Origin of the sequence: Corynebacterium sp. LK2537, from assembly GCF_040946485.1 — a bacterium.
Lineage (GTDB): Bacteria > Actinomycetota > Actinomycetes > Mycobacteriales > Mycobacteriaceae > Corynebacterium.
The window spans coordinates 176,986-203,476 of the sequence record NZ_JAYWLQ010000002.1 but is presented as its reverse complement, the minus strand read 5'-3'; the positions used below and the strand labels follow the sequence as shown (position 1 = coordinate 203,476).

Below are 26,491 nucleotides of genomic sequence, written 5' to 3'. Positions count from 1 at the left end.
AGTATTTACCCCCTGTTTACCTTCGGTGCGCGGCGCGGCATTAATCATTATTCTGGGAGGGTATGAGAGCCGGAATCTTTTCCAAGGAATACCCTCCCGAGGTCTACGGCGGCGCCGGGGTCCACGTCGCCGAGCTGACCCGCTTCATGCGCGACATCATCGACGTCGACGTCCACTGCATGGGCGCCGACCGCGCTGAGGCCGGGGTCTTTGCCCACGGCCCCGACAGCGCGCTGAATGACGCCAACCCCGCCCTACAGACCCTGTCGACCGGCCTGCGGATGGCGCACGCGGCCGACAACCTGGACGTGGTGCACTCGCACACCTGGTATTCCGGCCTGGGCGGCCACCTGGCGGGGCTGCTCTACGGCATCCCGCACGTGGTCACCGCCCACTCCTTGGAGCCGCACCGCCCGTGGAAGCGCGAGCAGCTGGGCGGCGGCTACGACATCTCCAGCTGGTCCGAGCGCAACGCCATGGAATCCGCCGACGCCGTCATCGCCGTCTCTGCGGGCATGAAGGACTCCATCCTGGACGCCTACCCGCACATCGACGCCGGCAAGGTGCACGTGGTGCTCAACGGCATCGATACGCAGCGCTGGCAGCCGCGCCACGGCGACTACCTGGCACAGCTGGGCGTGGACAGCCAGCGGCCGGTGGTCGCCTTCGTGGGCCGGATTACCCGCCAGAAGGGCGTGGAGCACCTGCTGCGCGCCGCCCGCTCCTTCGACCCGGGCATCCAGCTCGTTCTGTGCGCCGGCGCCCCCGATACCCCGGAGATCGCCGAGCGCACCCAGGCCTTAGTGGACACGCTGCGCGCTGAGCGCGACGGCGTCTTCTGGGTCCAAGAGATGCTCGACCACGACCGCGTCCAGCAGGTCTACACCGGCGCGGATATTTTCGTGTGCCCGTCCATCTACGAGCCGCTGGGAATCGTTAACCTCGAGGCCATGGCGTGCGGCACCGCGGTCGTCGCCTCGCGCGTCGGCGGCATTCCGGAAGTCGTCCGCGACGGGATTACGGGTACTCTGGTGCCCTACGACGCCGACGACGCCGCCACCTTCGAGGCGGATCTGGCCCAGGCCGTCAACGACCTCGCCGCCGACCCCGACCGCGCCCGCCGCTACGGCGAGGCCGGCCGGCAGCGCGCCGTGGAGGAGTTTTCCTGGGCGGCAATCGCACAACAAACGGTCGATATCTACCGCTCGCTGGTCTGAGTTTTAAGGAGTTTTTCTTGCCAATCCACATTCACCATCCTGAGCTTCACTTCGCTCCGGAAAGCGGAATCCTGGACGCTCCCGCCGGGGCGCTGCTCGACGGCACGACCTGGCACCTGTACTTCCAGTACCGCGCGCAGCCCGGGCAGGGCGCCCGGTGGGGCCATGTCTTCTCCGAGGACATGCCCTTCGACTGGTTGGAGTGCGACGACGTGCTCGCCCCCGCCGGCGGCGAAATCACGCTGCGCGCCGGCGCCGTCGCGGCAGTCGATGCCGGCGTGAACCTGTACTTCACCTCCGTGACGTCGACGGGCAGCACCGTGGCCCTGGCCCAAGACAAGGACTTCGACCGCGTCTGCGAGGTCTCCGACGACCCGTCCACCCTGGACGCGGCCATCCAGCGGGTGGGCACCGTCGCCTCCGACACCACCGATTTCTCCCGGTTCCGCTCCCCCTGCGTCGTGCCCGGCTGGGCCGAGGCCGACCGCGACGAGGGGCACGCCGGCTGGATCATGCTGGCGCTGACCGGCACCACGGAAACCCCGCAGCCGGTCATCCTCCACTCCGAGGACGGCACCTCCTGGACCTTTTCCGGCCCGCTGACCTTCGACGGCGACACCGGCCTGTCCGGCTGGAGCGCCGGCGGGGACCTGCCCCCGGTCGTCTCCCCGCGCATCATCCGCCTGCGCGATCAGGTCGACGACCACATCTACGACGTCCTGCTAGTGACCATCGAGCGCGGCGACCGAGAAGTCTCCGGCTACCTGGTCGGGCGCCTGGAGGGCACCGTGTTTAACGTACGTACCGGCTTCCAGCAGCTGGACTTCGGGCACGATTTCACCCGCCCGCGCACCACGAACTACATGCCGGGCACGGTCGACCAGCAGCAGCGCTTCGAGCAGTCGCGCCTGTTCGGTCTCATGAACGGCCAGGGCCGCGCCGACGATGCCACCACGCACCCCTCCTTCACCGAGGAAGGCTGGGCCAACGTGCTCTCCCTGCCGCGGCACGTCACCCTGCAGGGCGGCAAGCTCTTCCAGACCCCGGCCGTGGGCCTGCCGGACGCGGTTGCCGAGTCCTCCCGGGCGCGTTCCTGGGTGGGTCTGCTCAACGTGCCGGCCGGCTCCCACCTGACGGTCGAACTGCTCGACGCCGACGGGGATCCGGCCGCGGTCGTGACCCACTCCGGCGAGGAGCTCAGCCTTAAGCGCTGCTCCAAGTTCCAGGATCTCTACGCCGACGATGCCCCCGCCGCCGCCTCCCTCGCCGAGGACGACTCCGACTCGCTGACCATCATCATCGATGGCTCTACCGTCGAGGTCTTCGCCGACGGCGGCCAGGTGGCCATGGCCTCGCGCGTCTACTTCACCGGCGGCTGCAGCGGCCTGCGCACCAGCGGCGACGCCGAAATCCTGCGCGAGTGGGAGCGCGCCGGCTCTTAGGAGAACCGGCCGGGCTAGACCGCGCGCAGGCGGTCGAGGCGGGCGCGGGCGGTGACCGACAGCGTCGTCGGCAGGGCCGCTAGGCGCTCGTCGAGTTCGGCGGCGCTGATGTGCCGCGCCGACGGGCTCATCCCCACCTGGTCGCGGATGGATTCCTTGTCCAGGGTGATGGGGAAAGAGATATCCACCGGGTCGGCGGCCTGCTCGAGGTAGCCGCTGGCCTGCTCGTACATGCGGTCGATCTTGCCCTCTTCCACGCCCAGGATGCCCAGCGGCTCGCGCAGCTCGTCGAGGTGGCCGACCTCGGGGGTCAGCACAACGACCTGGCCGCCCGGGGCCAGGATGCGGCGGAATTCGGCCGGGTTACGCGGGGCGAAGACCACGGAGATGGCGTGCACGCTCTTATCGCGCAGCGGCAGGCGCTCCCAGGCGTCGGCGACCACGGCGCCGATCCGCGGGTGGGCCTTGGCCAGGTGCTTGGCCGCGTGCGGGGAGATATCCAGGCCCACGCCGCGCGAACCCGCAATCGAGTCGAGCGTGTGCGCCAGGTAGTAGCCGGTGCCGGCGCCGACCTCGAGGATGGTCGGGGCGACATCGTCAGCCACCGGCTCCACGACGTCCTGGATGCTGCCGGTCACGGCCTCTACGAAGGGGGCGAAATGGCCCCTGGCCAGGTAGGTTTCGCGGGCGTTGACCATGTCCATGTCATCGCCCTGGTGCTTGAGCCCCGCCCCGGCCGCGAGCGTCACGTAGCCCTGCTTGGCTACGTCGTAGCTGTGTCCAGACTCGGACACGAGGCGGGAAAACTCGTCTGCGCCCTTAAGGGCACTTCCGTCGGCGGGATCCGCCAAAAGATCAATGATGTCGGAAAGCATAGACCTACTCTAGCTGGCGACTTCGGTCAGCAACGAACCGAGCTCCGCCGCCTCTTCCTTGGACAGTTCGATGACGATTCGCCCGCCGCCGTCGGAGGGGATCCGCATGACAATCTTGCGCGATTCTTCCACCGCTTCCATCGCTCCGCCCGTGGTACGAGGTTTCATAGCTGCCATGGTTTCCACACTTTCTTTACAAAGGATTACTGCTTCTTCCCAGTCTATCCTTTATTCACATCCGGGGTAGCGGCCCGGTACCTTTCCAGCTCGGTGCTAAGGGCCGCTATCACGCGGTCGACTTGGTCCTGGCGGTAGCCGTGGCGGGCGACGTCGAACTCCATCTCGGCGTAGTTGCCGGCGGCGAGGGCGGCATCGTTGTGCTCATCGGCGGCCGCCGGGTTGGGGACGGCCTCCATGACGGGCCCGGGGCCTACCAGCTTGCCCCACAGCCAGGTGCCCACGACGACGAGGGCGCCCAGCACCACGATCAGCACGAGCCAAGAAATCATGGTTTGAGGATACCAGCAAGCGCAGGCCGCTCGGCCTCCTCGGGCACTCCCGCCCCGGCGCGGGCCAGGATGGTCTGCGCCACCACGTCCGCCATCGGGCCCAGCTGCTCCAGCGGCTTGTTGCGGTGGCGCCGCGGGGCCAGTGGCACCTGCGCTATCGATGCCCTCCCATAGGCCCGCCACACATCTATCAGCAGGCCGGCCTCAACCCCGTAGTCGGCGACGAAGGGCAGCTGCACCGCGCTCGCGCGCCGCAGGGCGTACTCCCCGCCCAGCGGCTGGTAGATATCGGCTAGCTCCGGGAAGAACAGGCGCAGCAGCGGCTTGGCAGAAAGCTCCGTCACCCGCCCGCCGCCGGTGGCTTGTGCCCCTAGGGTGCGCTCGTAATGGGCTTTGACCAGGTGGATCCCCGGGTCCTGGAAGGGCCGGGCCAGGGCGTTGACCATGCCGGGCTCGGCCGAGTCCAAGTCGGCGTCGACGAAGACCACGACGTCCCCGCGCGCGGCGGCGACCCCGCGCCACAGCGACTCGCCCTTGCCGGGCACGGGCGTAATACCTGGGAGCACCTCGCGCCAGTTGCGCACCGTGGCCCCGGCGCGGGCGGCCTCTTTCGCGGTCTCGTCGGTGGAATCGGCGTCGATGACTAAGACCTCGTGCGGGCAGTCGGCGAGGCAGGCGGTAACGACCCGGGCCACGGTGGCTTCCTCGTTGAGCGCCGGGATGACAACGGAGACTTTCATGCCAGCCCTCGCGTCGTGGCCAGCGGGGCCACCTCGCCCGCGATAGCCGCGGTCATGCGGATGACGTCGACGGTCTCGGCGACCTCGTGCACGCGGAAGGCCGCCACCCCGCGGGCCGCGGCCCAAGCCGTGGCCGCGAGCGTCCCGGCGACGCGCTCGCCTACCCCGCGGCCGACGGTCTCGCCCACGAAGTCCTTGTTCGACAACGCCATGAGCACCGGCCAGCCGGTCGCCACGACCTCGTCGATGCGCCGCAGCAGCTCGAGCCCGTGGAAAGTATTCTTGCCGAAGTCGTGCGTGGGGTCGATAAAGACCAGCTCTTCTGGGCAGCCCAACCCCGCGGCCTTCTCGGCCAGAGCGGTGGTCTCCCCGATGACGTCAGCGACCACGTCGTCGAAGTGCACGCGGTGCGGGCGGGTGCGCGGGGTGATCCCGCCGGTGTGCGAGCAGACGTAGCCGACGCGGTGCTGGCCGGCGACCTCGATGAGCTGCGGGTCAAAGCCCGCCCAGGTGTCGTTGACGAGTCGGGCGCCGGCGGCGATGGCGGCATCGGCAACCTCGGAGCGCCAGGTGTCCACGGACACGACGACGTCCGGGTAGCGCTCGGCGATGGCCGCGATGGTGGGCACGACGCGGTCGATCTCTTCGGCGGCATCGACCTGCGTGCCGGGCCCGGCTTTGACGCCGCCGACATCGACTATCGATGCCCCCTGCGCAACGACCTGCTCGCAGCGCGCCAGGGCGCGGTCTAGCTCGAAGGTGCTGCCCTGGTCGTAGAAAGAGTCCGGGGTGCGGTTGATAATCGCCATGACCTGGGCGATAGCGTGGTTGTGCATGGGGCTAGAGATCGCGGATGCGCCCGTCGGTCATGATGGCGTGCGCGCTGACGATGTGCTCGACGGCCTCGTCCACCGAGTCCGTGACCAGGAACAGGTCCAGGTCGGACTCATTGATGTAGCCGTCGGCGACCAGCCGCTTTTGCATCCAGTCCACCAGGCCGGACCAGTACTCGGTGTCGAGCAGGACGATCGGGTAGTTGGTCACCTTGCCGGTCTGGACCATGCAGGCAACCTCGAAGAACTCGTCCATGGTGCCCATCCCGCCCGGCAGGCAGACGAAAGCCTGGGAGTACTTCAAGAACATGGTCTTGCGGGCGAAGAAATAGCGGAAGTTCAGGCCCAGGTCGACGTACTGGTTCAGGCCCTGCTCGAAGGGCAGCTCGATGCCTAAGCCGATGGACATGCCGCCGGCCTCGTGCGCGCCGCGGTTGGCGGCCTCCATGATGCCGGGGCCACCGCCGGTGATGACGGCGTAGTCCGCGCCGACTAGCTTGTTGCCCAGCTCGACGGCCTGGGCGTAGGAGGGGGCATCCTCCGGCGTGCGCGCCGAGCCGAAGACGGTCACGGCCTTGGGCAGCTTCGACAGGGCGTCGAAGCCGGCCACGAACTCGCCCTGGATGCGCAGCACGCGCCACGGGTCGGCGTGCTGCCACTCGTGGTCGGCGCCCGACTGCAGCAGGCGCTGGTCGTAGGTCGACTCCTGCTCGCCTTCGGTGCGCAGCAGCAGCGGCCCGCGCAGGGTGCGGTGATAATTTTCAGAAAGGTGCTTCTGATTGTTTTTCTGCGGTGCCATCGACAACGGCTCCCTTTCTTTGTTTTCTTTTAAGAGTTTTCTCTTAAGAGTTCGTGCTGGTCAGGTACTGGCGCAGGACGCTGGCGACCGAGGTGATCTGGCCTACCGGGCACTGCTCGTCCGGCTTGTGCGCGAAACCGGGATCGCCGCAGCCGAAGTTCACCGCCGGGGTGCCCATCTCGGAGAAGCGGGACACGTCGGTCCAGCCGTACTTGGCGCGGACCTGGCCGCCGACGGCATCGATAAGCGCGGCGGCCGCGGGCTGGCCCAGGCCGGGCAGCGCGGGCCCGGCGACGTCATCGACCTCGATGTCGATGTTCTCGTGCTCGCCGAGGACCTCGCGCAGGTGGGCCATGGCCTCCTCGGAGCTGCGATCGGGCGCGAAGCGGTAGTTGACGAACAGCCACGCCTCGTCCGGGATAGTGTTGGTCGCCACCCCGGCCTCCAGTTGCACGATGTTGATGCCTTCCTTATAGACGCAGCCGTCGATTTCGACGTCGCGCGGCTGGTAGGCGGCGATGTTGTTGATGACCGGGGCCAGGGTGTGGGCGGCGTTCGAGCCGAGCCAGGCCCGTGCCGAGTGCGCGCGGGTGCCGCGGGCGGTGACCCGCAGGCGGATGCTGCCCTGGCAGCCGGCCTCGATCATCCCGCCGGAGGGCTCACCCAGCAGCGCCAGGTCCCCGGCCAGCCACTCCGGGTTGTCGCGCTGGATGTGGCCCAGGCCGTTGTATTCGGTGGCGACCTCCTCCCCCTCGTAGGCGATGAAGGTGAGATCGTGGGCCAAGGAGGCATCGTTAGCCAGGGTGGCAAAGGTGTGCAGGTAGACGGCCAGGCCGGACTTCATGTCGACCGTGCCGCAGCCGAACATCGTCTCGCCATCCATGTGATGCGGCACGTTGTCGGCCAGCGGGACCGTGTCCACGTGCCCGGCCAGGACCACGCGGGAATCCAGCCCGCGGTGGGTGCGGGCACAGACCGTGTTGCCGAAGCGAACGACCTCCACCTCCTCGATGTCGCGGAGGGCGGCCTCAATCGCATCCGCGATGGCTTCCTCGTGGTGGGAGGGGCTGGGGATGTCCACGAGCTGCTTCGTCAGCTCGACTGGGCAGGTCAGCAGATCTAGGTAATTCGGCTTCGGAGTACTCACAACCGGCCATGCTACCGCGTAACGCGGGGGTGGCGGGCGTGACCTTGGTGACGAACGTGTAAACTCCCAGCAAACACTCGCTGTATTTCAGCGGGATCGACATATCGCAAATCTGGGTTGGAGAATTCAATGGCTACGGAGAAACCACAGCGACTAAAAACCCGCCACCTGACCATGATGGGCCTGGGCTCCGCCATCGGCGCCGGACTGTTTCTCGGCGTGGGCGTGGGCATTCATATCGCCGGCACGTCCATTCTCATCGCCTATGCCATCGCGGGCGCCTTGGTCGCCCTGATCATGCGAATGTTGGGGGAAATGGCCTCCGCCCGCCCGTCGCTGGGCTCCTTTTCCACCTACGCCGGCCAGGCCTTCGGCAACTGGGCGCGGTTTACCTGCGGCTGGCTGTACTGGTTCATGCTGGTGATGGTCATGGGCGCCGAAATCACCGGCGCGGCGGCCATCATCGGCGGTTGGTTCGGCGTCGAGCCGTGGATCCCGGCGCTCATTGCGGTGCTGATCTTCGCGGTCATCAACTTCGCCTCCGTGCGCGGCTTCGGCGAGTTCGAATTCTGGTTCGCTGTCATCAAGGTCGCGGTGATCGTCGCCTTCCTCGTGCTGGGCGTGCTGATGGTCACCGGCCTGTGGCCGGGCACGACCTTCGTCGCCACGGAGAACTTCACCGATAACTTCCTGCCCAACGGCATCCCCGGCTTCGCCGCCGGCCTGCTGGCCGTGGCCTTCGCCTTCGGCGGCATCGAGCTGGTGACCATCGCCGCCGCGGAGTCCGAGGATCCCGCGCACAACGTCTCCACCGCCGTGCGCGCCATCATCTTCCGCATCATCGTCTTCTACCTGGGTTCGGTCGCCGTCATCGCCCTGCTGCTGCCCTTCGAGCTGATCCAGGACGCCGACGACGCCTCCCAGTCCCCCTTCGCCCTGGTGATGGGCACCGCCAACATCCCGGCCGTGGCCGGCTTCATGGAGCTCGTCATCGTCGTGGCCCTGCTGTCCGCGTTCAACGCCCAGATTTACGCGACCTCCCGCCTGGTCTTCGACATGGCCCGCGACGGCAACGCCCACCACGCCTTCCTGTTCACCAACGCCCAGGGCTCGCCGCGCAACGCCGTCGTGCTCTCCATGATCTTCGCCTTCGCCTCCGTCGGCCTGCAGTACTGGAACCCGCCGGGGCTGCTGACCTTCCTGTTCAACGCCGTGGGCGGGTGCCTGCTGGTCATCTGGATCCTGGTGGTCTGCTCCTACCTGAAGCTGCACCCCGAGATGAAGGCCAACGGCGAGCTCACCCAGCTGCGCACCCCCGGCTTCCCGTACGTGCCGTGGATCGTGCTGGCCGCCCTAGGCGCGCTGATCGTGCTCATGCTCTTCGACCCGGCCGCCCGCGCCCAGATCGGCGCCGTCGTGGCGATGTCCGCCGTCCTCATCGTGCTGTCTTTCGCGCTGCCGACCGGCGCGCGCAGCCAGGTGGGGCGCAACAAACGCTAATTAGCTAAACTGGCTCAACGTGCGTCTAAACAACTGAATACGTGGCATATTCCCTTCGATTTTTTCACGAGGCATTTTCACACTATGACTTCAGCATCCGCCCGCGGGCTCGCGACCATCACCCACGACGGCACGGTCTTGGACGTTTGGTTCCCGGCCGTCCACACCGATCAGCCGGTGGAGCAGTCCGGCACCACCCAGCTGGATGAGGTTCCCCAGCAGTTCGCTGAGCTGGTAGGCCCCGACGAGGAACGCGGCGTCGCCCGCGTGGCAGTTGCCACCGGCATCGCCTCGCTTGACGATGCCCCCATCGACACCTACGACGCCTACCTGCGCCTGCACCTGCTGTCCCACCGCGCGGTCCGCCCGCACGAATTGAACATGGACGGCATCTTCGGCCACCTGGCCAACGTCGTGTGGACCAACTACGGCCCGTGCGCCGTCTCCGACTTCCAGATGGTGCGCGGCCGCCTGGCCTCCCGCGGCCCGGTCACCGTGTACTCGGTGGACAAGTTCCCCCGCATGGTCGACTACGTCATCCCCTCCGGCGTGCGCATTGGCGATGCCGACCGCGTCCGGCTGGGCGCCCACCTCGCGGAGGGCACCACCGTCATGCACGAGGGCTTCGTCAACTTCAACGCCGGCACCCTGGGCGCCTCCATGGTCGAGGGCCGCGTCTCTGCCGGCGTGGTGGTCGGCGACGGCTCCGATATCGGCGGCGGCGCCTCCATCATGGGCACGCTGTCCGGCGGCGGCAAGGAGGTCATCTCCCTGGGCGAGCGCTGCCTGCTCGGCGCCAACTCCGGCGTCGGCATCTCGCTGGGCGACGACTGCGTCGTCGAGGCGGGCCTGTACGTCACCGCCGGCACCCGGGTTACCGTCTACGGCAAGGTCGCCGAGGCCGTCGGCGTCGAGGCCGGCGAGCAGGTTAAGGCCGCGAAGCTGTCGGGCGCTTCCGGCGTGCTGCTGCGCCGCCACTCCGTGACCGGCGCCGTCGAGGCCACCGAGTGGAAGGCCGCAGCCGTGGCCTTAAACTCCGACCTCCACAAGAATTAAAATTCGGCCGCTAAGGACCCCTTCGGGGGTCCTTTTTCGTAGGCGACCTACACTAAGAGAGTGTCTACTGCTGAACCTACTCCCGCCGCTACCCTCGGCCACGGCCTGAAGGTCCGCCACCTGACGATGATGGGCCTAGGCTCCACCATCGGTGCCGGGCTCTTTTTGGGCACCGGGGTCGCCATCGCCGCCGCTGGCCCGGCGGTCCTCGTCGCTTATGTCATCGCCGGCACCTTGGCCATCCTCGTGATGCAGATGCTCGGCGAGATGGGCACCGTCATTCCCGCCTCCGGCTCGTTTTCCGAGTATGCCGAGCACGGCATCGGACGCTGGGCGGGCTTTACACAGGGTTGGATCTACTGGCTGGCCACCGTGGCGGTGCTGGGCGCCGAAATCACCGGCGCCGCCGCCTTCATCGGCGCGTGGCTGGCCGTGCCGCCGTGGATCCCCGCGGCCGTGTGCGTGGCCATCTTCGGCGTGATTAACCTTTTGCACGTACGTTCCTTCGGCGAGTTCGAGTACTGGTTCGCCGCCATCAAGGTCGTCGTCATCGTCGCCTTCCTGCTGCTGGGCGTGGCGCTTATCTTCGGCCTGCTGCCCGGCCACACCTTCGTCGGCACCGAGATCTTCTTGGGCGACGGCTTCATGCCCAACGGGCTGTCGGGCGTGGCCACCGGCCTGCTGGCGGTCGCCTTCGCCTTCGGCGGCATCGAGGTCGTCGCCATCGCCTCCGCCGAGTCGGAGGACCCGAAGCGCTCCCTGGTCAACGCCGTGCGCTCGACCATCCTGCGTATCTCGGTCTTCTACCTGGGCTCCGTGCTGGTGATTACCTTCCTGCTGCCCTACTCTTCGCTGGGTGACTCCGATACCGCCGCCGCCTCGCCGTTTACCCGCGTGCTCGAGCACGCCGGTATCCCGTTCGCGGCCGGCCTGATGGAGGTCATCATCGTGCTGGCGCTGCTGTCTGCCTTCAACGCGCAGATCTACGCCTCCTCCCGCATGATGCACTCGCTGGCCACCCGCCGTGAGGCGCCGCGCATCTTCGCCCGCACCAACACCCACGGCGTCCCGCTGCCGGCCATTGGGCTGTCGGTGGCGCTGGCCGCCGTCATGGTCGTCCTCAACTACGCCGATACCGGTTGGCTGCTGACCTTCATGCTCAACTCGGCGGGCGCTTCCCTGCTTATCGTGTGGACCTTCATCGCGGTCGCGCAGCTGCGCCTGCGCCGCCAGCTCGAGGCCCGCTACGAGCTGCCCATCCGCATGTGGGCCTACCCCTACCTGACGTGGCTGACTCTGATTGCGCTGGCCGGCATCGCCGTGCTCATGCTCAGCGATGCCTCCTCCCGCATCCAGCTCGCCTCCGCCGCCGCCATGTTCGCGGTGCTGGCGGTTGCCGGGTTCATCAACTCGAAGGTCCGCGGCATTTCCCCGACCTCGACGCTGGACCTGCCGTAGCAGCTCGGCCGGCTGGGCGCTCACCGTGTGGTGGGCGCCCTTTCTTTGTGCCGGCTTCTGGTTCTCCGGCTGCGCTTATGCCGCCTGCCCTTCTGCCGGCTTCTCTTCCGCCGGCTTCTCTTCCGCCGGCTTCAATTGCCCGGCACAATGAACCCTTCGCGGGCAACGGCGGCGCTTTTCTGCGCGCGAGACCCGCCACCGTGACCGCGAAGGGCGCGCTAAGCGGAAATCACCCCCGCGGCCTACCCACTTGGTAGCAATGTCACCATTTAGGATGGGCATTTTGCAGGTCGCGCCCGCCAGAAACCGGCGTGGGCGGAGTATTTTTAGCGTTTGTCGGCCATTTCCGCCCTCTTCCCTAGCAATGACTCTGCCCGCTGCCTAGCTTTAGGTGCATGGCGATGTGGACGACTGCGCGGCTGCGGGAGGAGGGCATCGGCAAGCGGCGGATTCGAACGCTGCTGGCCGAGGGCCGACTTTTTCGTATCCATCGCGGCGTCTACACGGACCAGCAACCGAGCGCTCACGAGGTCGCGACGTGCCTGCTGGCGGCGTATCCGCGTGCGGCGCTGGCTGGGCGAAGCGCCATCGAGGTGCACTGTGGGCTGCCGCTGAGCTTTCCACTGACGCTGGAGGGGCCGCGGACCATCGTGGGTGAGAATTTCCGTGTCGTGCATTCACGGCTGCGCTCGAAGCAGCAGGTCAATGGTTTTCGGGTCGTGGAACCCTTGTGGGCGGCGCGGCGCTGCCCGGAGCGCAGCGGGCCCATGCTGGAAGGGCACTACCACGGCAAAGACGGCCGGGCTCGGCTGGCTAAGGACAGGCGCCGGATGGGGCGGATACCCAAGGGCCTGCGGGCGTGCCTGCGCGAGTGCGCCATCGGCACGGATTCGCTGCGCGAGCGGGAACTTGCGCGCGCCCTGCGCAAGGAGGGAATTTACCCGATTCATAACTCGGTCGTGGCTGGCTACCGCTTCGACCTGGAGCTGCGGCGGTGGAAGATTCTCATCGAGGTCGACGGCTATACCTACCATAGCCAGCACCGCAACTTCATCCTCGACCGCATGAAATCTAATGCCGGCCAGAACCACGGCTACCTGGTGCTTCGGTTTACCGGCGACTGCATTCGCTTCAACCTTCCCAGTGTGATCAACCAGATCCGCGACGCTATTCGGTGCCGCACGCGAGGACACCCCGGGCAAATGACGTATGTCAGCCGCGAGCCTGCTTGGAAGTGGCACTGGAACCTTTAAGCTTTGCCAGGTAGCCCGCTATTCTCTACGCTTAATCACGAAGATGGGCCTGTTGCGCCGTTGGCTCGGTGCCAATGGGACCTCCCGCCTCCGTAGCCTTCGGTTTTTGTCCCCGGCGGGAGTGGCAAGAGCCAAGAAAGGATTACCTGCCATGTCGATCGCCGATCACATCGCGAATCACACCTTTGAGCAGGTCGAGGCGTGCACCGAGGACGAGTACCAGGGGGAGATAGTATACAAGTCCTACGCCGTGGGGTATTCCACGATGGTCTTCAGCCTGTACACCGTCGGCGCAATCTTCGCCTGGCTCTTAGACGGGCAGCTCTCCCAAGTTTCCGTGGTCGTGATTCTGCCGTACGTCCTGGCCGAAATGCTCAGCACCCAATGGATGACTAAGCACATTCCCCGCCCGAAGCCCGCTACCCCGCGTCTTCTTCCCACCGCGCTTGTCGCTCTACCAGCTGCGATCATGATGGCGGGCATGTTCTACAACACCTACCAGGCGGGCCAGCTTGATACGGCTAGCGGCATCATCGTCGGCGGTATCTTGGGATTTCTCGGCGGGCTGGTTTTCACCCCGCTCATCATCAACCTCCTCCGCGCACGCGACCAGCGGCGCTTGGACGCCTCATTCGATGACTAGTTAGCTGGCCGGCTGGGCGACTACCGCCTGGCCGAAACCTCACTCGACCGCGCATGAACCCTTCGCGGTCACCGGCAAGGCAAATCCGTGCACCAATCCTCTGCCCGTGAGCGCGAAGGGCGCGCGAGGAAAGTTCTGCTGAACATACGAGTAGCCGGCCGACCGGCGCTACCGCGCATGAACCCTTCGCGGTCACCGGCAAGGCAAATCCGCGCACCAATCCCCTACCCGTGAGCGCGGAGGGCGCGCGGGCCGGCGGAGAGCCGGAAACAGGAGCCAACGGCTGCGCGAAACCAAGCGGAAGCGGGAGAAGCGGGCCGGGAATAAGCGCTAGGCGGGCTCCTGCTCGTGGACGACGCGCGGGCCCTCGGGCCGCGAGCGGAAGGTCCAGAGCTTGTTGATGATGAAGTTGACCGGCATGGCGAGAATGACGGAAATCATGTTGGCCCAGTAGGACATGGTGCGCAGGCCGGTGGAGTCGTCGAAGATATCGCGCGGCAGGCCGATTGGCGTGGTGGGGTTCATCAGCAGCACCATGAAAATCTGTGAGACGACCAGCGCGCCAAGGCCGGTGAGCAGGAACGGGAAGAAGCCGCGCAGCCAGGACACGCTGCTGACCGATTTGAAGGTCCACATGCGATTGAGCTGGTAGTTCCAGGTGTTGGCCACGAGGAAAGCGATCACCATGAAGACGTTGTACCAGCGCACGTTGAATTCGGTGCCGAAAATCGGGAACCAGACGTCGGTCTCGTGCACGGAGAAGAAGCCTTCGGCAATCTTCTTGCACAGCACGAACACGGCAAAGTTAACCAGCGCGCCCGAGCCGCCCACCATTCCGAATTTGATGAACTGCCGGAGGTTGGCCGCCATGCGCGCGAAGCTCTGCTCACTCATGAACTACCTTTTCAGGCCTGCGGATAACAACAATAACTCTTCGAGAATACTCCGCGACTACTGCGGGAGCGAAAACCGGCGCTGCGTGCCTTGCAACGGATCGGTAAAGCTAAGGCTGGTGTGCCACAGCTTGAGCGGCCGGGAAAAGTCGTAAAGGTCGAGGCCACGGTCGATTGGGTAGGTGTCGTCGCCGAGAATTGGCGCGCCCAGGTGGTTCAGCAGCACCCGCAGCTGGTGCGTGTGCCCGGTCTCCGGCCACAGGTCGGCCACCCGCCCGTGCGCGCGGACTCGGGTGCGGGTGGTGGTGCCGGTGGCATCGACGGCCACGCGGCGCTGCCCGGCGATCTTGCGCATGGGCAGGGTTATGAGCTCGTCGATGTCCAGCGGGGCGGAAAGCTCCGCGCGGTACTGCTTGCGAACGCGGCGCTGGGCGAAAAGCTGCTGGTAGACGCTGCGGGTGGCGCGCCGGCGAGAGCAGACCACAATCCCCGCGGTCAGCCGGTCCAGCCGGTGGATGGGCACGATTTCGTCCTCGCCGAACTCGAGGCGGAGGCGGGTCTGGACGGTGTTGCGGACGATGCGCCCGTTGCTCGTCGTCGGCAGAAAGTGCGGCTTGTCCACCACGATGAGGTCCTCGTCAGCGAAGAGGACGCGGTGGTAGAACGGGACCTCCACTTCCGCCGGCACGACGGGGTGAAACCACGCCGGCACGGGCCGCGGCAACGCTTGGCCGGGACGGAGTTTCTCGCCCTCGGCAAACGGGGAATCACCAGCACGGGCGGCCCAGTACTCCCCTTCCCACGGAACGCGACCGCGCAGGACGGTCTTTTGCGGGGAGATACCCTCCCGGCAGCCGATGGGCGGCACTAGCGCCCCAGGCGCTCCACCGCGGCGGCAATACCTTCGTCCGTGCCGTTGAGGCCCATGCGGATGTATTGCTTGCCGGCCGGGCCGTAGAAGTCGCCAGGTGCGACCAGGATGCCGCGCTCGGCCAGCCAGTCGACGGTCGCCCGGCAGTCCTCGCCGCGGGTGGCCCACAGGTAGAGGCCGCCGTCGGAGTGGTCGATCTTGAAGCCCGCTGCGGTCAGTGCCTTCATCAACGCCACGCGCCGGCGGGCATAGAGCTGGCGCTGCAGCTGCTCGGAGGCGTCGTCGTCAAGCGCGGCGACCATCGCGGACTGGATGGGGCCGGGCACGATGAGGCCGGCGTGCTTGCGCACGGCCAGCAGCTCCTGGACGAGGTCGCGGTCGCCGGCGATAAACGCCGCGCGGTAGGACGCGAGGTTCGCCGTCTTGGACAGCGAGTGCAGGGCCAGCAGGCCGGTGTGGTCGCCGTCGCACACGCGCGGGTCCAGGATGGACACCGGCGGGTTGTCGTCGTTCCAGCCCAGGCCGAGGTAGCACTCGTCGGAGGCGACGATGGCATCGTGAGCCCGGGCCCAGGCGACTACCTCGCGGAGGTGCTCGACGGAGGCGACCTCCCCGGTCGGGTTGGCGGGATAGTTGAGGTAGACCAGCGAGGCATCGCCGAAGTCGGCGGTGTCGTCGGCTCGGACAACCTCGGCGCCGGCGAGACGGGCGCCCACCTCGTAGGTCGGGTACGCCAGGCCGGGGATCACGATCCGGTGGCCGCTGAGCCCCAGCAGAGTGGGCAGCCACGCGATGGCTTCCTTAGAACCGATAACCGGCAGCACCGACTGGGTATCCAGGCCGGTCACGTGGTAGCGCCGCTCCAAAGCGCTCACGATGGCCTCTTGTAGCTGCGGCGTGCCGGCGGTGGCGGGGTAACCCGGCTCCGCGGCCGTCGATGCCAGGCCCAGCTGCACCCCCGGCGAGACCGGGTCCACGGGGGTCCCGACGGACAGGTTGATGATTCCGTCCGGGTGCGCGGCGGCCTTGGCCTTGGCATCGGCCAGCGAGTCCCAGGGAAAGTCCGGTAGCTTCTCCCCCAGCGGGGTGCGGTTCATGGTGCTTCTACTCCTGATTCTGTGGCGGCAACGCGGCGATCATCGGCGCGTCGAAGTCCTGCGGGCCCAAGGCGGCAGCCCCGCCCGGGGAACCCAGATCGTCGAAGAAGGCGGCGTTGGCGTCGTTGTAGTCGAGCCACTCGTCCGGCACGTCGTCCTCGTAGAAGATGGCTTCCACCGGGCAGGCGGGCTCGCAGGCGCCGCAGTCCACGCACTCGTCAGGGTGGATGTAGAGGGAACGCTTGCCTTCATAGATGCAATCGACCGGGCACTCCTCGACGCAGGACCGGTCCATCACGTCAACACAAGGTTGGGCGATTGTATAAGTCATGGGTGAAAATTATCTCCTGATCCAGTTTTTAGGCCGTTAAATAGTATGTCACTTCGTCTTGACAAAATGCCAGACACCGCCCGCTATGCCCGCAAAAAGCAGGCACACGGTGCGAATATTATTGGCTAGTAGTTGATCCCCGGTTACTTCAACGCCAAACAAAAATATCGCGAAGAGCAGGATCCACACCGCCAAAGGCAGCGCGACCACGAAGGGATTCGAGCTCCACAGCCGCGCCGTTTTGGTCAGCACGTGGTTGAACAGGAACGCCACCACGATGGTAATCGGGAACGGTACCGGCCCAATCCACGCGTTGAGGTAGACCACCTCCAGCAGACAGGACAGCGCCGCCCCGAGGCACAGCCACGTCAGCCCACCGACGGCCTCGGCCCGCGTGAAGTCGGTGCGGATAACCGCCTCCTCGCCGCTCATGAGTCTAGCTCCCCCAGCAGCCCACGGATGCCCTCGCCGAGCGGCGACGGGCCTTGGGCGAGCTGGAAGGACTCGGTGCGCGGCAGCGGCATCAGCAGGCGGTTGGACAGCGCGTAGCCGGTGGGCACCTCGGCCGGGTTGGTGGCTTGCACCCAGGCGGGTTCCGGGTTGGTCTCGGTGACGGTGCCGTCGCCGAGCCAGATCTGGGTCGCGTGGGCGGCCATCGCGCGCCGCTTGGCCTGGTAGGCGGCCGGGGTGAGCCGGACCTTGAGATCGGCGCCGGCGTTGGTGAAGTTGTCTAGGTAATCGGCGATCGGCAGCTGCCAGCCCTCCGGAACGCGCAGGGTCTCCAGCGCCCCCAGCGTCAGCTCGCGCTCGTAGATGGCCCACCACACCCGGGGCACGGCCCATCCGGCCTGCTCTAGCGCCTGGTGGGTAGCCTGGTGCACCGCGATGTGGTCGGGGTGCCCGTAACCGCCGTCGGGCCCGTAGGTGATGACGGCATCAGGGCGTAGCTCGTCGATGAGCTGGGCGATGAGCTGCGCCGCCTCCGGGACGCGGTTGACCAGGGCACGTGGGTTGGCGTGGGCGGCGGATCCTGCCATGCCGGAGTCGCGGAACTGGCCGGGCCCGCCCAGCAGCACCGACCGCGCGCCCAGGTGACCGACGGCGGCGTCCAGCTCGCCGATGCGGAAACCTCCCAGCTGGTCGGCCTCGTCCGCCACCAGGTGCTGGTACTTGTCCCCGATGACCTCGCCTTCCTCGCCGAGCGTGGCCGTCGCGACGGTGACCTGCGCGCCGCGCGCGCTCAGCCCGGCGATGGTCCCGCCGGTAAACAGGGTCTCGTCGTCCGGATGCGCGTGGGTCAGCAAGACCCGAAATCCCGACAGGTCCAGGTTAGTCTTCGACACGTTCTCCTTCTTTCCAGGTTGGGGCGGTTTCCAGCGACCACTCGGCCGGCGCGCCCGCGGGGCCGGCGATGCCCCGGCCCACGGCGTGTACCCGGGTTTCGTCGATGATCGGCACGTAGAGGGTCTGGGCCGCATTCAGGGCGCGCACCTGCTCGAGGGCCTGTTCGCCCGTGTATTCGCCTCCCAGGATACGCCCCAGCTGCGCCTCGGCGTCCTCGGGGCAATAGCCGGACAGGTCGCCGCCAGCCTTGTTCTCGGGGCTCGGGCAAACGAAATAGTCGGCGAAGTCCGCCGGCTGCAAGGTCAGGTCGTGCCAGGCGAGGACGGCATCGGCGCGCTCGTTGGGCAGTAGCGTGGAGGTGATGACCGACATCTTCTCCCCGACCACCTCGGCGGCAATGCCCTGGCTGGTGAGCACGTCCACGAGCGCATGGGCGGCGTTGGTGGCGGGCACGTCGGACGGGTCCGCGGCCAGCCGGATGGGCCGGTTCTCGGCGAGCTCGCGCAGCGGGGTGAGATCCGCGCCGGCGGACACCGGGTTGCGGGCCACGGCCAGGTCCGCGCTGCGGCCGGTGGCCAGGCGGGCCAGCTGATCGGTATCGACGAGGCTGGCTAGGGCGCGGCGGACGGAGGCATCGGCAAGCGTGCGGGTGGATAGCTGCAGGCGCAGCTGCCGCAGCCCGGCCTGGGTCTGGGCCTCGACCCCGGGCACCAGGGACAGCGACTCCATGGTGGTCTGCTCCGGCAGGATGTCGGCGAAACCGACCTGGCCGGTGCGCAACATGTTGACCGCCTGCTGGGACGAGCGCATGTAGTGCAGCTCGATCACGTCCAGCTGGGCCGGCTCCGCGCCCCAGTAGCGGTCGTTGCGGTTCAGGGTGATGATGCCGCGGGCGTTGTCCACGGAGGCGACCAGGAAGCGCCCGGCCGAGGCCGGGATGTCGTTGGCCAGGGCAGCGCTAAAGGAGGCGTCGCCTTCCTCCAACAGGTGGGCGGGCAAGAGGTGCTGGAACAGCACGCGCCAGTCAGCCACGCGGGTGGATAGATCCACGGTGACAATCTTGCCGCCGTCGGAGCTGTGCACCGCACTGATCGCCTGGTAGGCGGCCGGGGATTTCACCCCTGGGGCGCTGCGCATCTTCTCCCACAGGTAGCTGAAATCGGCTGAGGTCAGCGGGGTGCCATCGGACCACTGGGCGGCCGAGGAAATCTCGTAGCGCAGGCGCTGGGCCACGCCCTCCGGGGCCTCGACTTCCTCGGCGGAGTCCACCACGTCGGTATCTAGCTGGTCCCCATGGAAAACCGACGGCAGCACGAGGTCGGCGATGTCTTCAACGAGCTGCTGGTTGTCCGCCAAGAGGTGCGGGTTCAACCCGGCCTGGAGCGGGTCGACGCCGACGGCCACGCGCGAGCGCTCGGTGGGCTCGGGCGGCGGGTTGGTCGTCGTCGAGGTGGTAGAGGGCTCCGACGGGGCCTCTTCGACCACCGGCGGCGGGCCCGGGTTCGCCGCGCACGCACTGAGAACGCCGCCGCCCAGCAGCCCGGCGCTCAGCAGCGCGATCGCGCCGCGAAACGGCTTTGTCACCGGTGCACCTGCCTTCTAGAAAGAAATAAATCCCACCCCACTTTAGTGCAGTAGGGGCGGGATGAGGTAGTTAACGCTCGGGCGAACTACTTATTGAGCTGCTTGTTGCGGGAGGCCGCGCGCTTGCGGTCGGTCGCGGACAGAATCACCTTGCGCACGCGCAGGGCGTTCGGGGCGACCTCGACGCACTCGTCGGTGCCACAGAACTCGAGGGCCTCTTCCAGGCTCAGGGTGTGGGCCTTGGCGAGGGTGACCGTGGCGTCGGCGGTGGCCGAGCGCATGTTGGTCAGCTTCTTTTCCTTCGTGATGTTGATGTCGATGTCCTCATCACGGTTGTTGGCACCGACGACCATGCCCTCGTAGGCCTCGTCGCCCGGCTCCACGAAGAAGCTGCCGCGGTCGGCCAGCTGGGTCAGCGCGTACTGGGTGATCTGGCCGGTGCGGTCGGCGACCAGGGAGCCGGTCGGGCGGGACTTGATCTCGCCGGCCCAGACGTCCAGGCCGTCGGAGATGGAGTTGGCGATGCCCGCGCCGCGGGTCTCCGTCATGAACTGGGTGCGGAAGCCGATGAGGCCGCGGGCCGGGATGCGGAAGACCATGCGGACCCAGTCGCCTTCGCGCACGTCCATGGACTGCATCTGGCCCTTGCGGGTGGCCATCAGCTGGGTGACCGCACCCTGGTGCTCGGAGGGCACGTCGATGGTGATCAGCTCGTAGGGCTCGTGGACCTTGCCGTCAATCTCCTGGGTGACGACCTGCGGCTTGCCGATGGTCAGCTCGAAGCCCTCGCGGCGCATGGACTCGATGAGCACGGACAGCGCCATCTCGCCGCGGCCCTGGACCTCCCAGGCGTCCGGGCGCTCAGTCGGCAGGACGCGCAGGGAGACGTTACCGATGAGCTCCTGGTCCAGGCGGGCCTTGACCAGGCGGGCGGTCAGCTTGTCGCCGCCGCCACGGCCGGCCATCGGCGAGGTGTTCACGCCGATGGTCATGGAGATGGCCGGCTCGTCGACGGTGATGCGCGGCAGGGCCTCCGGGTGCTCCGGGTCCGCGATGGTGTCGCCGATCATGATGTCGGAGATGCCGGAGATGGCCACGATGTCGCCGGCGATGGCGTCCTCGGCCGGCTGGCGCTCGAAGCCAACGGTGCGCAGCAGCTCCGCGACCTTGACGGTCTTGGTGTGCTGGTTGCCCTCGTCGTCGTAGTGGATCCAGGCGACCTGCTGGCCCTTCTTGATGGTGCCGGAGTAGATACGCAGCAGCGCGATACGGCCCAGGAAGTCGGAGGAGTCCAGGTTGGTCACGTGCGCCTGCAGCGGGGCGTCGATGGTGGCCGACGGCTCCGGCAGGACGTCGTAGATGACGTCGAAGAGCGGCTGCAGGTCCTCACCGGCAGGCACGTTGCCGTCGCCCGGGTTCTCGGTGGAGGCGATGCCGGCACGACCGGAGGCGTAGAGCACCGGCAGGTCGAGCAGCTCCTCGGCGGCGGCCGCGGCCTCCGGATCGTCCAGGCCGGCGGCGATTTCCAGCAGGAGGTCCTGGGATTCGGTGACGACCTCGTCGATGCGGGCGTCCGGGCGGTCGGTCTTGTTGACCGCGATGATGACCGGCAGCTTGGCCTCCAGGGCCTTGGTCAGCACGAAGCGGGTCTGCGGCAGCGGGCCCTCGGAGGCATCGACCAGCAGGACCACGCCGTCGACCATGGAGATACCGCGCTCGACCTCGCCGCCGAAGTCGGCGTGGCCCGGGGTGTCGATGACGTTGATAATAAGGTCGGCGCCATCCTTGCCCTTACCCTTACGGGTAATCGCGGTGTTCTTGGCCAGGATGGTAATGCCGCGCTCTTTTTCCTGGTCGTTGGAGTCCATGACACGGTCCGTGTGTTCGCCGTGTTCGCCGAAAGCGCCGGACTGCTCCAGCATGCCGTTGACCAGGGTGGTTTTGCCATGGTCAACGTGGGCGACGATGGCGACGTTACGGAACTCAGTATGGGTCACGAATCGATTCTCCTTCAATGGAATCTCGGGTTTCCCGCTTTCCTTGCCGGGAGCAGGCTCTTGCCGCCCAGGCTCCCAGGAACGGGACATTTTTCAACGGGGTACTACGATACCCCGCCTGCTGGTTCGCTGCAGAATTGGCCACCGAAAAACCGCCCAAAATTATCCCCGCCGCCCTCCCGGCCCCCGCAGCGGCTTCCGCATTTGCCCCGCGCTGGGATGTGTAACGAAACCATTACATTCGACGAAAGATGAAGTAATAGTCAAGTTTCCAGTTGACTGTTGCCAAAAATTGAATACTGTTACTACAGGTGAAGTTGTTACGGCTGTAACTAATGTGACTCAGGAGGCTTGCAGACACAAATCCCGGGGTCAGATTAGTCACCGCCGGACAACGACTTCTTTACTAGAACTTATCCCCCACCCAAGGACTGCGTTCATCGTGACCATTTCCTCTGCGGACCACGCCAACCACCCGCGCCGCCGGAACTCGACGTCCCGCCTCGGCCGCGCGGCAGCCATGTCAGCCGCGACCGCCGGCCTTATCGGCGCCCTCGTTGCCATGGTCTCCCCCGCCGAGGCCGCCGCGCAGGTACCGGCGCCCGCCGCCTCGGCCGCGTCGTCCGCCGCCGAGCTGAGCGCGCAGTTCGAAGACGCCGTCGGCTCCTCGCTGCCGGTGGATCACTTGGGCCGGCCCACCCCGCAGGCGGCCGCGCAGGTGCGCGACTTCGCCTACCAGCCGTGGATGCCGGAGGACGCGCGCAACGCCATCCTGGCCGCGCTGGCTTATACCACCGGCCAGGGCGGCGGCGAGGCCGGCGTGGAGATGCCCGTCGGCGGCCCGAACTTCCGCCAGTTCTACTGGCCGACCGTCTCCGGCCGCTGCATCGGCGGCACGCAGGACTCCGTCGGGTCTGCCATCGCGGTGCCCGGTCCGACCAAGATCCCCACCCCTGGCGCGGGCGCCGGCGAGACCGCCTTCCTGTTCACCGCCATGGGCACCCAGGCGGCCACGCCCAACCAGGGCCAGATGAACGTCCACTGGTTCAACCTGAACAACTTCCGCAGCGGCGTTACCGCGCTGGGCAACCACGGGATTAACCCGGACGGCCCGGCGACCATCTCGGGCCGCGCCGCCACCGGCCCCGGCACCGTCGTCGCCCTGCTCAGCGGCGCCGTCAACACCGAGGAGGGCAGCTGCCGCTTCGCCCCCACCGCCGCCATCGTGGAGGTTAAGTAAAGCTATGAGCGTTGACTTGCATCCCGTGAAGGAAGAAACCTTCGACACGCGCGGCGATTTCAACATCGATCCGAAGGGCTTTAACCGCCCGGTCGACCGCTACGAGCGCACCGATTTCGGCCTCTACATGGGCCGCGGCGCCGACCACCCGTGCTTCGGCTACCTGGAGTCCTGGCTCCTGCCGGAACTGCGCCTGCGCGCCAACATCTTCCACTTCCGCCCCGGCGTCGAGCACTCCCAGGACTTCTACTTCGACATCGCAGATATCTCGGTGACCGACGACGTGTGGTCCACTCGTGACCTCTACGTCGACTTGGTCTCCCTGACCGGCCGCCCGGTCGAGGTCTTGGACATCGACGAGCTCGCGGCCGCCACCTCCGCCGGTTACCTCACCGCCGAGGAGGCCGAGGGCGCTATCGATGCCACCCTGACCGCGGTCGAGGGCATCACCCGCCACCGCGACGACGCCATGGAGTGGCTGCACCAGCTGGGCTTCCCGCTCACGTGGGCCGACGAGGTAGAGCTCGTGCCCGCCGGCAACGCCTAAGCACTCTAGCGTCGCAAGTGTTGCAGCCGCCGGGGATCCGGGGTAGATTGCAATCGTTTTAGCTGTTGATTTTTGCTTAAAATTCTTGCTTTCGCCTTTATTCGCCTAGCACTGTTCGGAGAGTGGTTTCATGGCCGGTGGCCTTCTTGCCTTGTTCGATGACATCGCGCTGATCGCGCGTTCGGCGGCCTCGTCGATCGACGACGTCGCCGCGCTGACGGGCAAGACCTCCGCCAAGGCCGTCGGCGTGGTGGTCGATGACGCCGCCGTGACCCCGCAATACGTCGCCGACGTGGACCCCAAGCGCGAGCTGCCGATGATCTGGCGCATCACCAAGGGCTCCCTGGTCAACAAGCTCATCATCATCCTGCCGGTGGCCCTCCTGCTGTCCTGGCTGGCCCCCTGGGCGCTGACCCCCATCCTGATGCTGGGCGGTTGCTACCTGTGCTTCGAGGGCGCCCACAAGATCGCCGCGAAGCTGCTGCCGGGCATGCAGGATCAGGAAACGCCGGTGCGCGAGTCCGGCCCGGAGGCTGAGGATTCCCTCGTCTCCTCGGCCATCCGCACCGATCTCATTCTCTCGGCCGAGATCATGGTCATCGCTCTCAACGAGCTGATGGAGGAGTCCTTCGGGCTGCGCGTGGTCACGCTGATCACCATCGCCATCGTCTTCACCCTGGGCGTCTACGGCGCTGTGGCCGTGCTGGTCAAGATGGATGACATCGGCCTGCGCTTGCTCGAGCGCCGCGAGGGCAATTCCTTCGTGGGCAAGGCCCTGGTCAAGGGCATGCCCTACGTATTGCACATCATCGGCATCATCGGCACCGCCGCGATGCTGTGGGTCGGCGGCCACATCCTGACCTCCGGCCTGGCCGAGTTCGGCTTGAGCGCGCCCGCCGATGCCGTCCACCACTTAAGCCAGCTGGTCCCCGCCGGCGTGCTGGAGTGGCTGGTCGATACCGCCGGCTCGATGGTCTTCGGTTTCATGGGCGGCGCCATCATCGTCGCCGTCGTCGAAGGTATTCAGCATGTCCGGGCGGCCAAGTAGCACCACCCGTAGCACGCGGCTGAAATCCCGGCTTTCCTACTTGGCCCTGCTGGTCGCGAGCGGTATTTCCGCCGGCCTGGTCGGCATGGCCATGACGCTGTTCGTCGACGCCCTCCTGTTGGTGGGCGCGCACGACGATCCGGGCCCTGCCCACTGGCTAACCGTCGTCGGCGTGCCGTCCGCCGGCGGGCTGCTGGCCGGGGCCGGCTGGTGGTGGCTGCGCCGCGGCGGTCCCGTGCGCACCGTGGACGACGCGTTAAGCGGCGGCCGGGGCCTGCCGCTAGGCCGCACGCTAGCCGATGCCGCCTTCCAACTGCTCGCCGCCGGCACGGGCAGCTCCATCGGCCGGGAGAACGCCCCGCGCCAGGGTGCGGCCGCCCTCGCCGCGGCCTTCCCCCGGAAAGACGGCCATACCGACAGCGTCGTTCGCGAGCTGTTGCCTATCGCCGCCGGCGCCGGGCTGGGCGCGGTCTATAACGTCCCGCTGGCCGGGGCCATCTTCGCCTTCTCCGTAATGCGGATAACCCCCACCTTCCGCACGGTGTGCTCCGCGCTGGCGGTTTCCGGGCTGGCGACCGTAACCGCCTGGCCGGTGGTGGGCCACCAGACTTTCTATACGCTGCCCGACTTCTCCCCCAGCCGCGGGCTCGTCCTGGCGGCCGTGGGCTGGATGGTGGTGGTGATGCCGCTGGCCGGCGGCATCGGCGGCGCTTTCGCAGCCGGCGCGGACTGGGCCGGCCGCAACCGCACCCCGCCGCGGTGGTACCTGCCGCTTTCCGTCGGCGCGGCCGGGGCGGCCGTGGGCGCCTGCGCGCTGGTCTTGCCGCCCGTGCCGGGCAACGGCTTCGATATCATCCAGCTCACGCTGCACCTGGGCGGCAGCGGCGCGCTCTTTGCCTGCCTGCTGGTGGCCAAACCTGTCCTGACGGTGCTCTGCCTGCGCTGCGGGGCCGTGGGCGGCACGCTCACGCCCGCACTGGCCACGGGGGCATCGCTGGGCGGGGCCGCCGCCTTCTTCTTTCATTGGGCCGGCCTGCCGTGGATGGACAGCGAATACTCGATCATCACCTGCGCGCTCATCGGCGCCGCCGCAGTGCTGGCGGTCACTCAGCGGGCTCCCCTCTTCGCCGCCGTCATCACCTGGGAACTGACCGCGGCCCCGCTGTGGCTGGTCGGCCCAATTGTCGTCTCGGCGCTGGGCTCGTTCTACCTCGCCCGCGGGGCGCGGCGGGCGGCGGCTGCGCGCAAGACTCCTACAGGAACAGCAGCAGCGACAGCGCCATGATGGCCATGCCCGCGATGACGCCGTAGATGGCGAAGTGGTGCTTGCCGGTTTCCTCGGCCGTCGGCAGCAGCTCGTCCAGGCTGATAAAGACCATGGTGCCGGCGATGGCGGCGAAGCTAATGCCCATCGTCGCCGGTCCCAGCAGCGGCATCAGGAGCACGAAACCGATAAGCGCGCCCATAGGCTCAGCTAAGCCGGAGACCAGCGCCCACCAGAAGCCCTTGGCGCGCGAGCCGGTCGCCTCCCGCAGCGGCACGGCCACGGCGATGCCCTCGGGGATGTTGTGGATGGCAATCGCCACCGCGACGGGCAGCGCGACCTGGACGTCCTCGAGGCCGGCCAGGAAGGTGGCAAAACCCTCCGGGAAGTTGTGGATGGCCAGCGCGCCGGCGGTGAACACCCCGGTCTTCATGAGCCGGCGGCGGCGAGCGGCTTCCTCGGTGGTGCCGGGCTCGTGCGGGTTAATTTCCTCCGGCACCAGGCGGTCGATGATCGCGATGACGGCAATGCCTGCGAAGAACGCGCCGACGGCCGCCCAGGTCCCGGCGCGCGCGTCGGCGAAGGCCTCGGTGAGCTGCTCTTTGCCCTCCGGGAGGATCTCGACGAAGGAGACGTACAGCATCACGCCGGCCGACAAGCCCAGGGCCCCGGCCATGAAGCCGGGGCCCGGGTTGCGGCGGCTGACGGCAATGGCGCCACCGATCGCGGTGGACAGGCCGGCCAGCAGCGCCAGCCCGAAGGCGAAGGCGATGGTGGGCAGATCGTGCATGCCCACTACCTTA

General features: G+C 67.3%; 27 protein-coding genes. 11 read left to right on the top strand and 16 right to left on the bottom strand.

The genetic code is table 11. The annotated features are described in order from the left end of the window. Nucleotides 1-62 precede the first annotated feature (62 nt). Together glgA and VVS03_RS03860 are read left to right on the top strand one after the other, a co-directional pair. The gene (gene glgA / locus VVS03_RS03865) at nucleotides 63-1,217 is read left to right on the top strand and encodes a glycogen synthase (RefSeq protein ID WP_368519611.1); all 1,155 of its coding nucleotides are present in this window, start codon (nucleotides 63-65) and stop codon (nucleotides 1,215-1,217) included. Nucleotides 1,218-1,240: 23 nt separating this feature from the next. Beyond that, nucleotides 1,241-2,659: a GH32 C-terminal domain-containing protein gene (locus VVS03_RS03860; protein WP_368519797.1), complete on the top strand. Its 1,419-nt coding sequence runs from the start codon at nucleotides 1,241-1,243 to the stop codon at nucleotides 2,657-2,659. Between the two features lie 14 nt (nucleotides 2,660-2,673). Here the strand turns inward: VVS03_RS03860 and VVS03_RS03855 are convergent, their stop codons facing one another. From VVS03_RS03855 to dapE, 7 genes are read right to left on the bottom strand one after another with little or no spacing between them, the layout of a single operon-like run. Further along, nucleotides 2,674-3,534, bottom strand: a complete 861-nt coding sequence (locus VVS03_RS03855) for a methyltransferase domain-containing protein (protein ID WP_368534606.1) — start codon at nucleotides 3,532-3,534, stop codon at nucleotides 2,674-2,676. 9 nt (nucleotides 3,535-3,543) lie between these two features. Then, entirely contained in the window at nucleotides 3,544-3,711 is a 168-nt protein-coding gene (locus tag VVS03_RS03850; protein WP_070769414.1) for a DUF3117 domain-containing protein, read from the bottom strand. A 44-nt stretch (nucleotides 3,712-3,755) separates the two neighbouring features. Beyond that, nucleotides 3,756-4,043, bottom strand: coding sequence for a cell division protein DivIVA (locus VVS03_RS03845; RefSeq protein WP_368521039.1), 288 nt, complete (start codon nucleotides 4,041-4,043; stop codon nucleotides 3,756-3,758). Then, entirely contained in the window at nucleotides 4,040-4,783 is a 744-nt protein-coding gene (locus tag VVS03_RS03840) for a glucosyl-3-phosphoglycerate synthase (RefSeq protein ID WP_368534106.1), read from the bottom strand. Before VVS03_RS03840 ends, VVS03_RS03845 begins: the two co-directional genes overlap by 4 nt. Next, entirely contained in the window at nucleotides 4,780-5,619 is an 840-nt protein-coding gene (folP, locus tag VVS03_RS03835) for a dihydropteroate synthase (protein WP_368521037.1), read from the bottom strand. Before folP ends, VVS03_RS03840 begins: the two co-directional genes overlap by 4 nt. Nucleotides 5,620-5,623: 4 nt before the next feature. Continuing rightward, complete coding sequence (locus tag VVS03_RS03830) at nucleotides 5,624-6,415, bottom strand: TIGR00730 family Rossman fold protein (RefSeq protein ID WP_368521036.1); 792 nt, start codon at nucleotides 6,413-6,415, stop codon at nucleotides 5,624-5,626. A gap of 43 nt (nucleotides 6,416-6,458) precedes the next feature. Next, nucleotides 6,459-7,562 carry a succinyl-diaminopimelate desuccinylase gene (gene dapE / locus VVS03_RS03825; protein ID WP_368521035.1) on the bottom strand — a complete coding sequence of 368 codons (1,104 nt, stop codon included), beginning with the start codon at nucleotides 7,560-7,562 and terminating at the stop codon, nucleotides 6,459-6,461. Nucleotides 7,563-7,691: 129 nt separating this feature from the next. Between dapE and VVS03_RS03820 the strand changes: the two genes are divergently transcribed. The 5 genes from VVS03_RS03820 to VVS03_RS03800 all read left to right on the top strand — a co-directional run bounded on the left by VVS03_RS03820 (nucleotide 7,692) and on the right by VVS03_RS03800 (nucleotide 13,472). Continuing rightward, a complete protein-coding gene (locus tag VVS03_RS03820; protein WP_368519604.1) occupies nucleotides 7,692-9,062 on the top strand; it encodes an amino acid permease in 1,371 nt (456 codons plus the stop codon). Between the two features lie 84 nt (nucleotides 9,063-9,146). Beyond that, entirely contained in the window at nucleotides 9,147-10,118 is a 972-nt protein-coding gene (gene dapD / locus VVS03_RS03815) for a 2,3,4,5-tetrahydropyridine-2,6-dicarboxylate N-succinyltransferase (RefSeq protein WP_368519603.1), read from the top strand. A 126-nt stretch (nucleotides 10,119-10,244) separates the two neighbouring features. Beyond that, nucleotides 10,245-11,576 (top strand): amino acid permease, encoded by a 1,332-nt coding sequence (locus VVS03_RS03810; protein ID WP_368519796.1) that lies wholly within the window; start codon nucleotides 10,245-10,247, stop codon nucleotides 11,574-11,576. A gap of 395 nt (nucleotides 11,577-11,971) precedes the next feature. Next, on the top strand, nucleotides 11,972-12,829 hold the full coding sequence (locus VVS03_RS03805; RefSeq protein ID WP_368519602.1) for a DUF559 domain-containing protein: 858 nt from the start codon (nucleotides 11,972-11,974) through the stop codon (nucleotides 12,827-12,829). Between the two features lie 151 nt (nucleotides 12,830-12,980). After that, a complete protein-coding gene (locus VVS03_RS03800) occupies nucleotides 12,981-13,472 on the top strand; it encodes a hypothetical protein (protein WP_368534107.1) in 492 nt (163 codons plus the stop codon). A gap of 330 nt (nucleotides 13,473-13,802) precedes the next feature. On the opposite strand, the gene VVS03_RS03795 is transcribed toward VVS03_RS03800, so the two are convergent. The 8 genes from VVS03_RS03795 to typA all read right to left on the bottom strand — a co-directional run bounded on the left by VVS03_RS03795 (nucleotide 13,803) and on the right by typA (nucleotide 21,589). Then, nucleotides 13,803-14,366: a GtrA family protein gene (locus VVS03_RS03795; protein ID WP_368519600.1), complete on the bottom strand. Its 564-nt coding sequence runs from the start codon at nucleotides 14,364-14,366 to the stop codon at nucleotides 13,803-13,805. 57 nt (nucleotides 14,367-14,423) lie between these two features. After that, complete coding sequence (locus VVS03_RS03790) at nucleotides 14,424-15,224, bottom strand: pseudouridine synthase (RefSeq protein WP_368521111.1); 801 nt, start codon at nucleotides 15,222-15,224, stop codon at nucleotides 14,424-14,426. 8 nt (nucleotides 15,225-15,232) lie between these two features. After that, the gene (gene dapC, locus VVS03_RS03785) at nucleotides 15,233-16,333 is read right to left on the bottom strand and encodes a succinyldiaminopimelate transaminase (protein WP_368519599.1); all 1,101 of its coding nucleotides are present in this window, start codon (nucleotides 16,331-16,333) and stop codon (nucleotides 15,233-15,235) included. Between the two features lie 7 nt (nucleotides 16,334-16,340). Further along, nucleotides 16,341-16,664: a ferredoxin gene (gene fdxA / locus VVS03_RS03780; RefSeq protein WP_070769427.1), complete on the bottom strand. Its 324-nt coding sequence runs from the start codon at nucleotides 16,662-16,664 to the stop codon at nucleotides 16,341-16,343. Nucleotides 16,665-16,712: 48 nt separating this feature from the next. Continuing rightward, entirely contained in the window at nucleotides 16,713-17,096 is a 384-nt protein-coding gene (locus tag VVS03_RS03775; RefSeq protein WP_368519598.1) for a hypothetical protein, read from the bottom strand. Further along, the gene (mshB, locus tag VVS03_RS03770) at nucleotides 17,093-18,007 is read right to left on the bottom strand and encodes an N-acetyl-1-D-myo-inositol-2-amino-2-deoxy-alpha-D-glucopyranoside deacetylase (protein ID WP_368521034.1); all 915 of its coding nucleotides are present in this window, start codon (nucleotides 18,005-18,007) and stop codon (nucleotides 17,093-17,095) included. Before mshB ends, VVS03_RS03775 begins: the two co-directional genes overlap by 4 nt. Then, a complete protein-coding gene (locus tag VVS03_RS03765) occupies nucleotides 17,994-19,592 on the bottom strand; it encodes an ABC transporter family substrate-binding protein (protein ID WP_368521033.1) in 1,599 nt (532 codons plus the stop codon). Before VVS03_RS03765 ends, mshB begins: the two co-directional genes overlap by 14 nt. Before the next feature lie 86 nt (nucleotides 19,593-19,678). Then, nucleotides 19,679-21,589, bottom strand: coding sequence for a translational GTPase TypA (gene typA / locus VVS03_RS03760; RefSeq protein ID WP_368534108.1), 1,911 nt, complete (start codon nucleotides 21,587-21,589; stop codon nucleotides 19,679-19,681). 520 nt (nucleotides 21,590-22,109) lie between these two features. On the opposite strand from typA, the gene VVS03_RS03755 reads away from it, so the two are divergent. The 4 genes from VVS03_RS03755 to VVS03_RS03740 all read left to right on the top strand — a co-directional run bounded on the left by VVS03_RS03755 (nucleotide 22,110) and on the right by VVS03_RS03740 (nucleotide 25,709). Next, complete coding sequence (locus VVS03_RS03755; protein WP_368534148.1) at nucleotides 22,110-22,829, top strand: hypothetical protein; 720 nt, start codon at nucleotides 22,110-22,112, stop codon at nucleotides 22,827-22,829. 4 nt (nucleotides 22,830-22,833) lie between these two features. Then, on the top strand, nucleotides 22,834-23,376 hold the full coding sequence (locus VVS03_RS03750; protein WP_368521031.1) for a DUF402 domain-containing protein: 543 nt from the start codon (nucleotides 22,834-22,836) through the stop codon (nucleotides 23,374-23,376). Nucleotides 23,377-23,506: 130 nt separating this feature from the next. After that, the gene (locus VVS03_RS03745; protein WP_368534109.1) at nucleotides 23,507-24,424 is read left to right on the top strand and encodes a DUF808 domain-containing protein; all 918 of its coding nucleotides are present in this window, start codon (nucleotides 23,507-23,509) and stop codon (nucleotides 24,422-24,424) included. Continuing rightward, the gene (locus tag VVS03_RS03740; RefSeq protein ID WP_368534110.1) at nucleotides 24,405-25,709 is read left to right on the top strand and encodes a chloride channel protein; all 1,305 of its coding nucleotides are present in this window, start codon (nucleotides 24,405-24,407) and stop codon (nucleotides 25,707-25,709) included. The genes VVS03_RS03745 and VVS03_RS03740 overlap by 20 nt, the downstream gene beginning before the upstream one ends. Here the strand turns inward: VVS03_RS03740 and zupT are convergent. Then, nucleotides 25,678-26,478 carry a zinc transporter ZupT gene (zupT, locus tag VVS03_RS03735; RefSeq protein ID WP_368519591.1) on the bottom strand — a complete coding sequence of 267 codons (801 nt, stop codon included), beginning with the start codon at nucleotides 26,476-26,478 and terminating at the stop codon, nucleotides 25,678-25,680. The genes VVS03_RS03740 and zupT overlap by 32 nt on opposite strands. Between the last annotated feature and the right edge of the window lie 13 nt (nucleotides 26,479-26,491).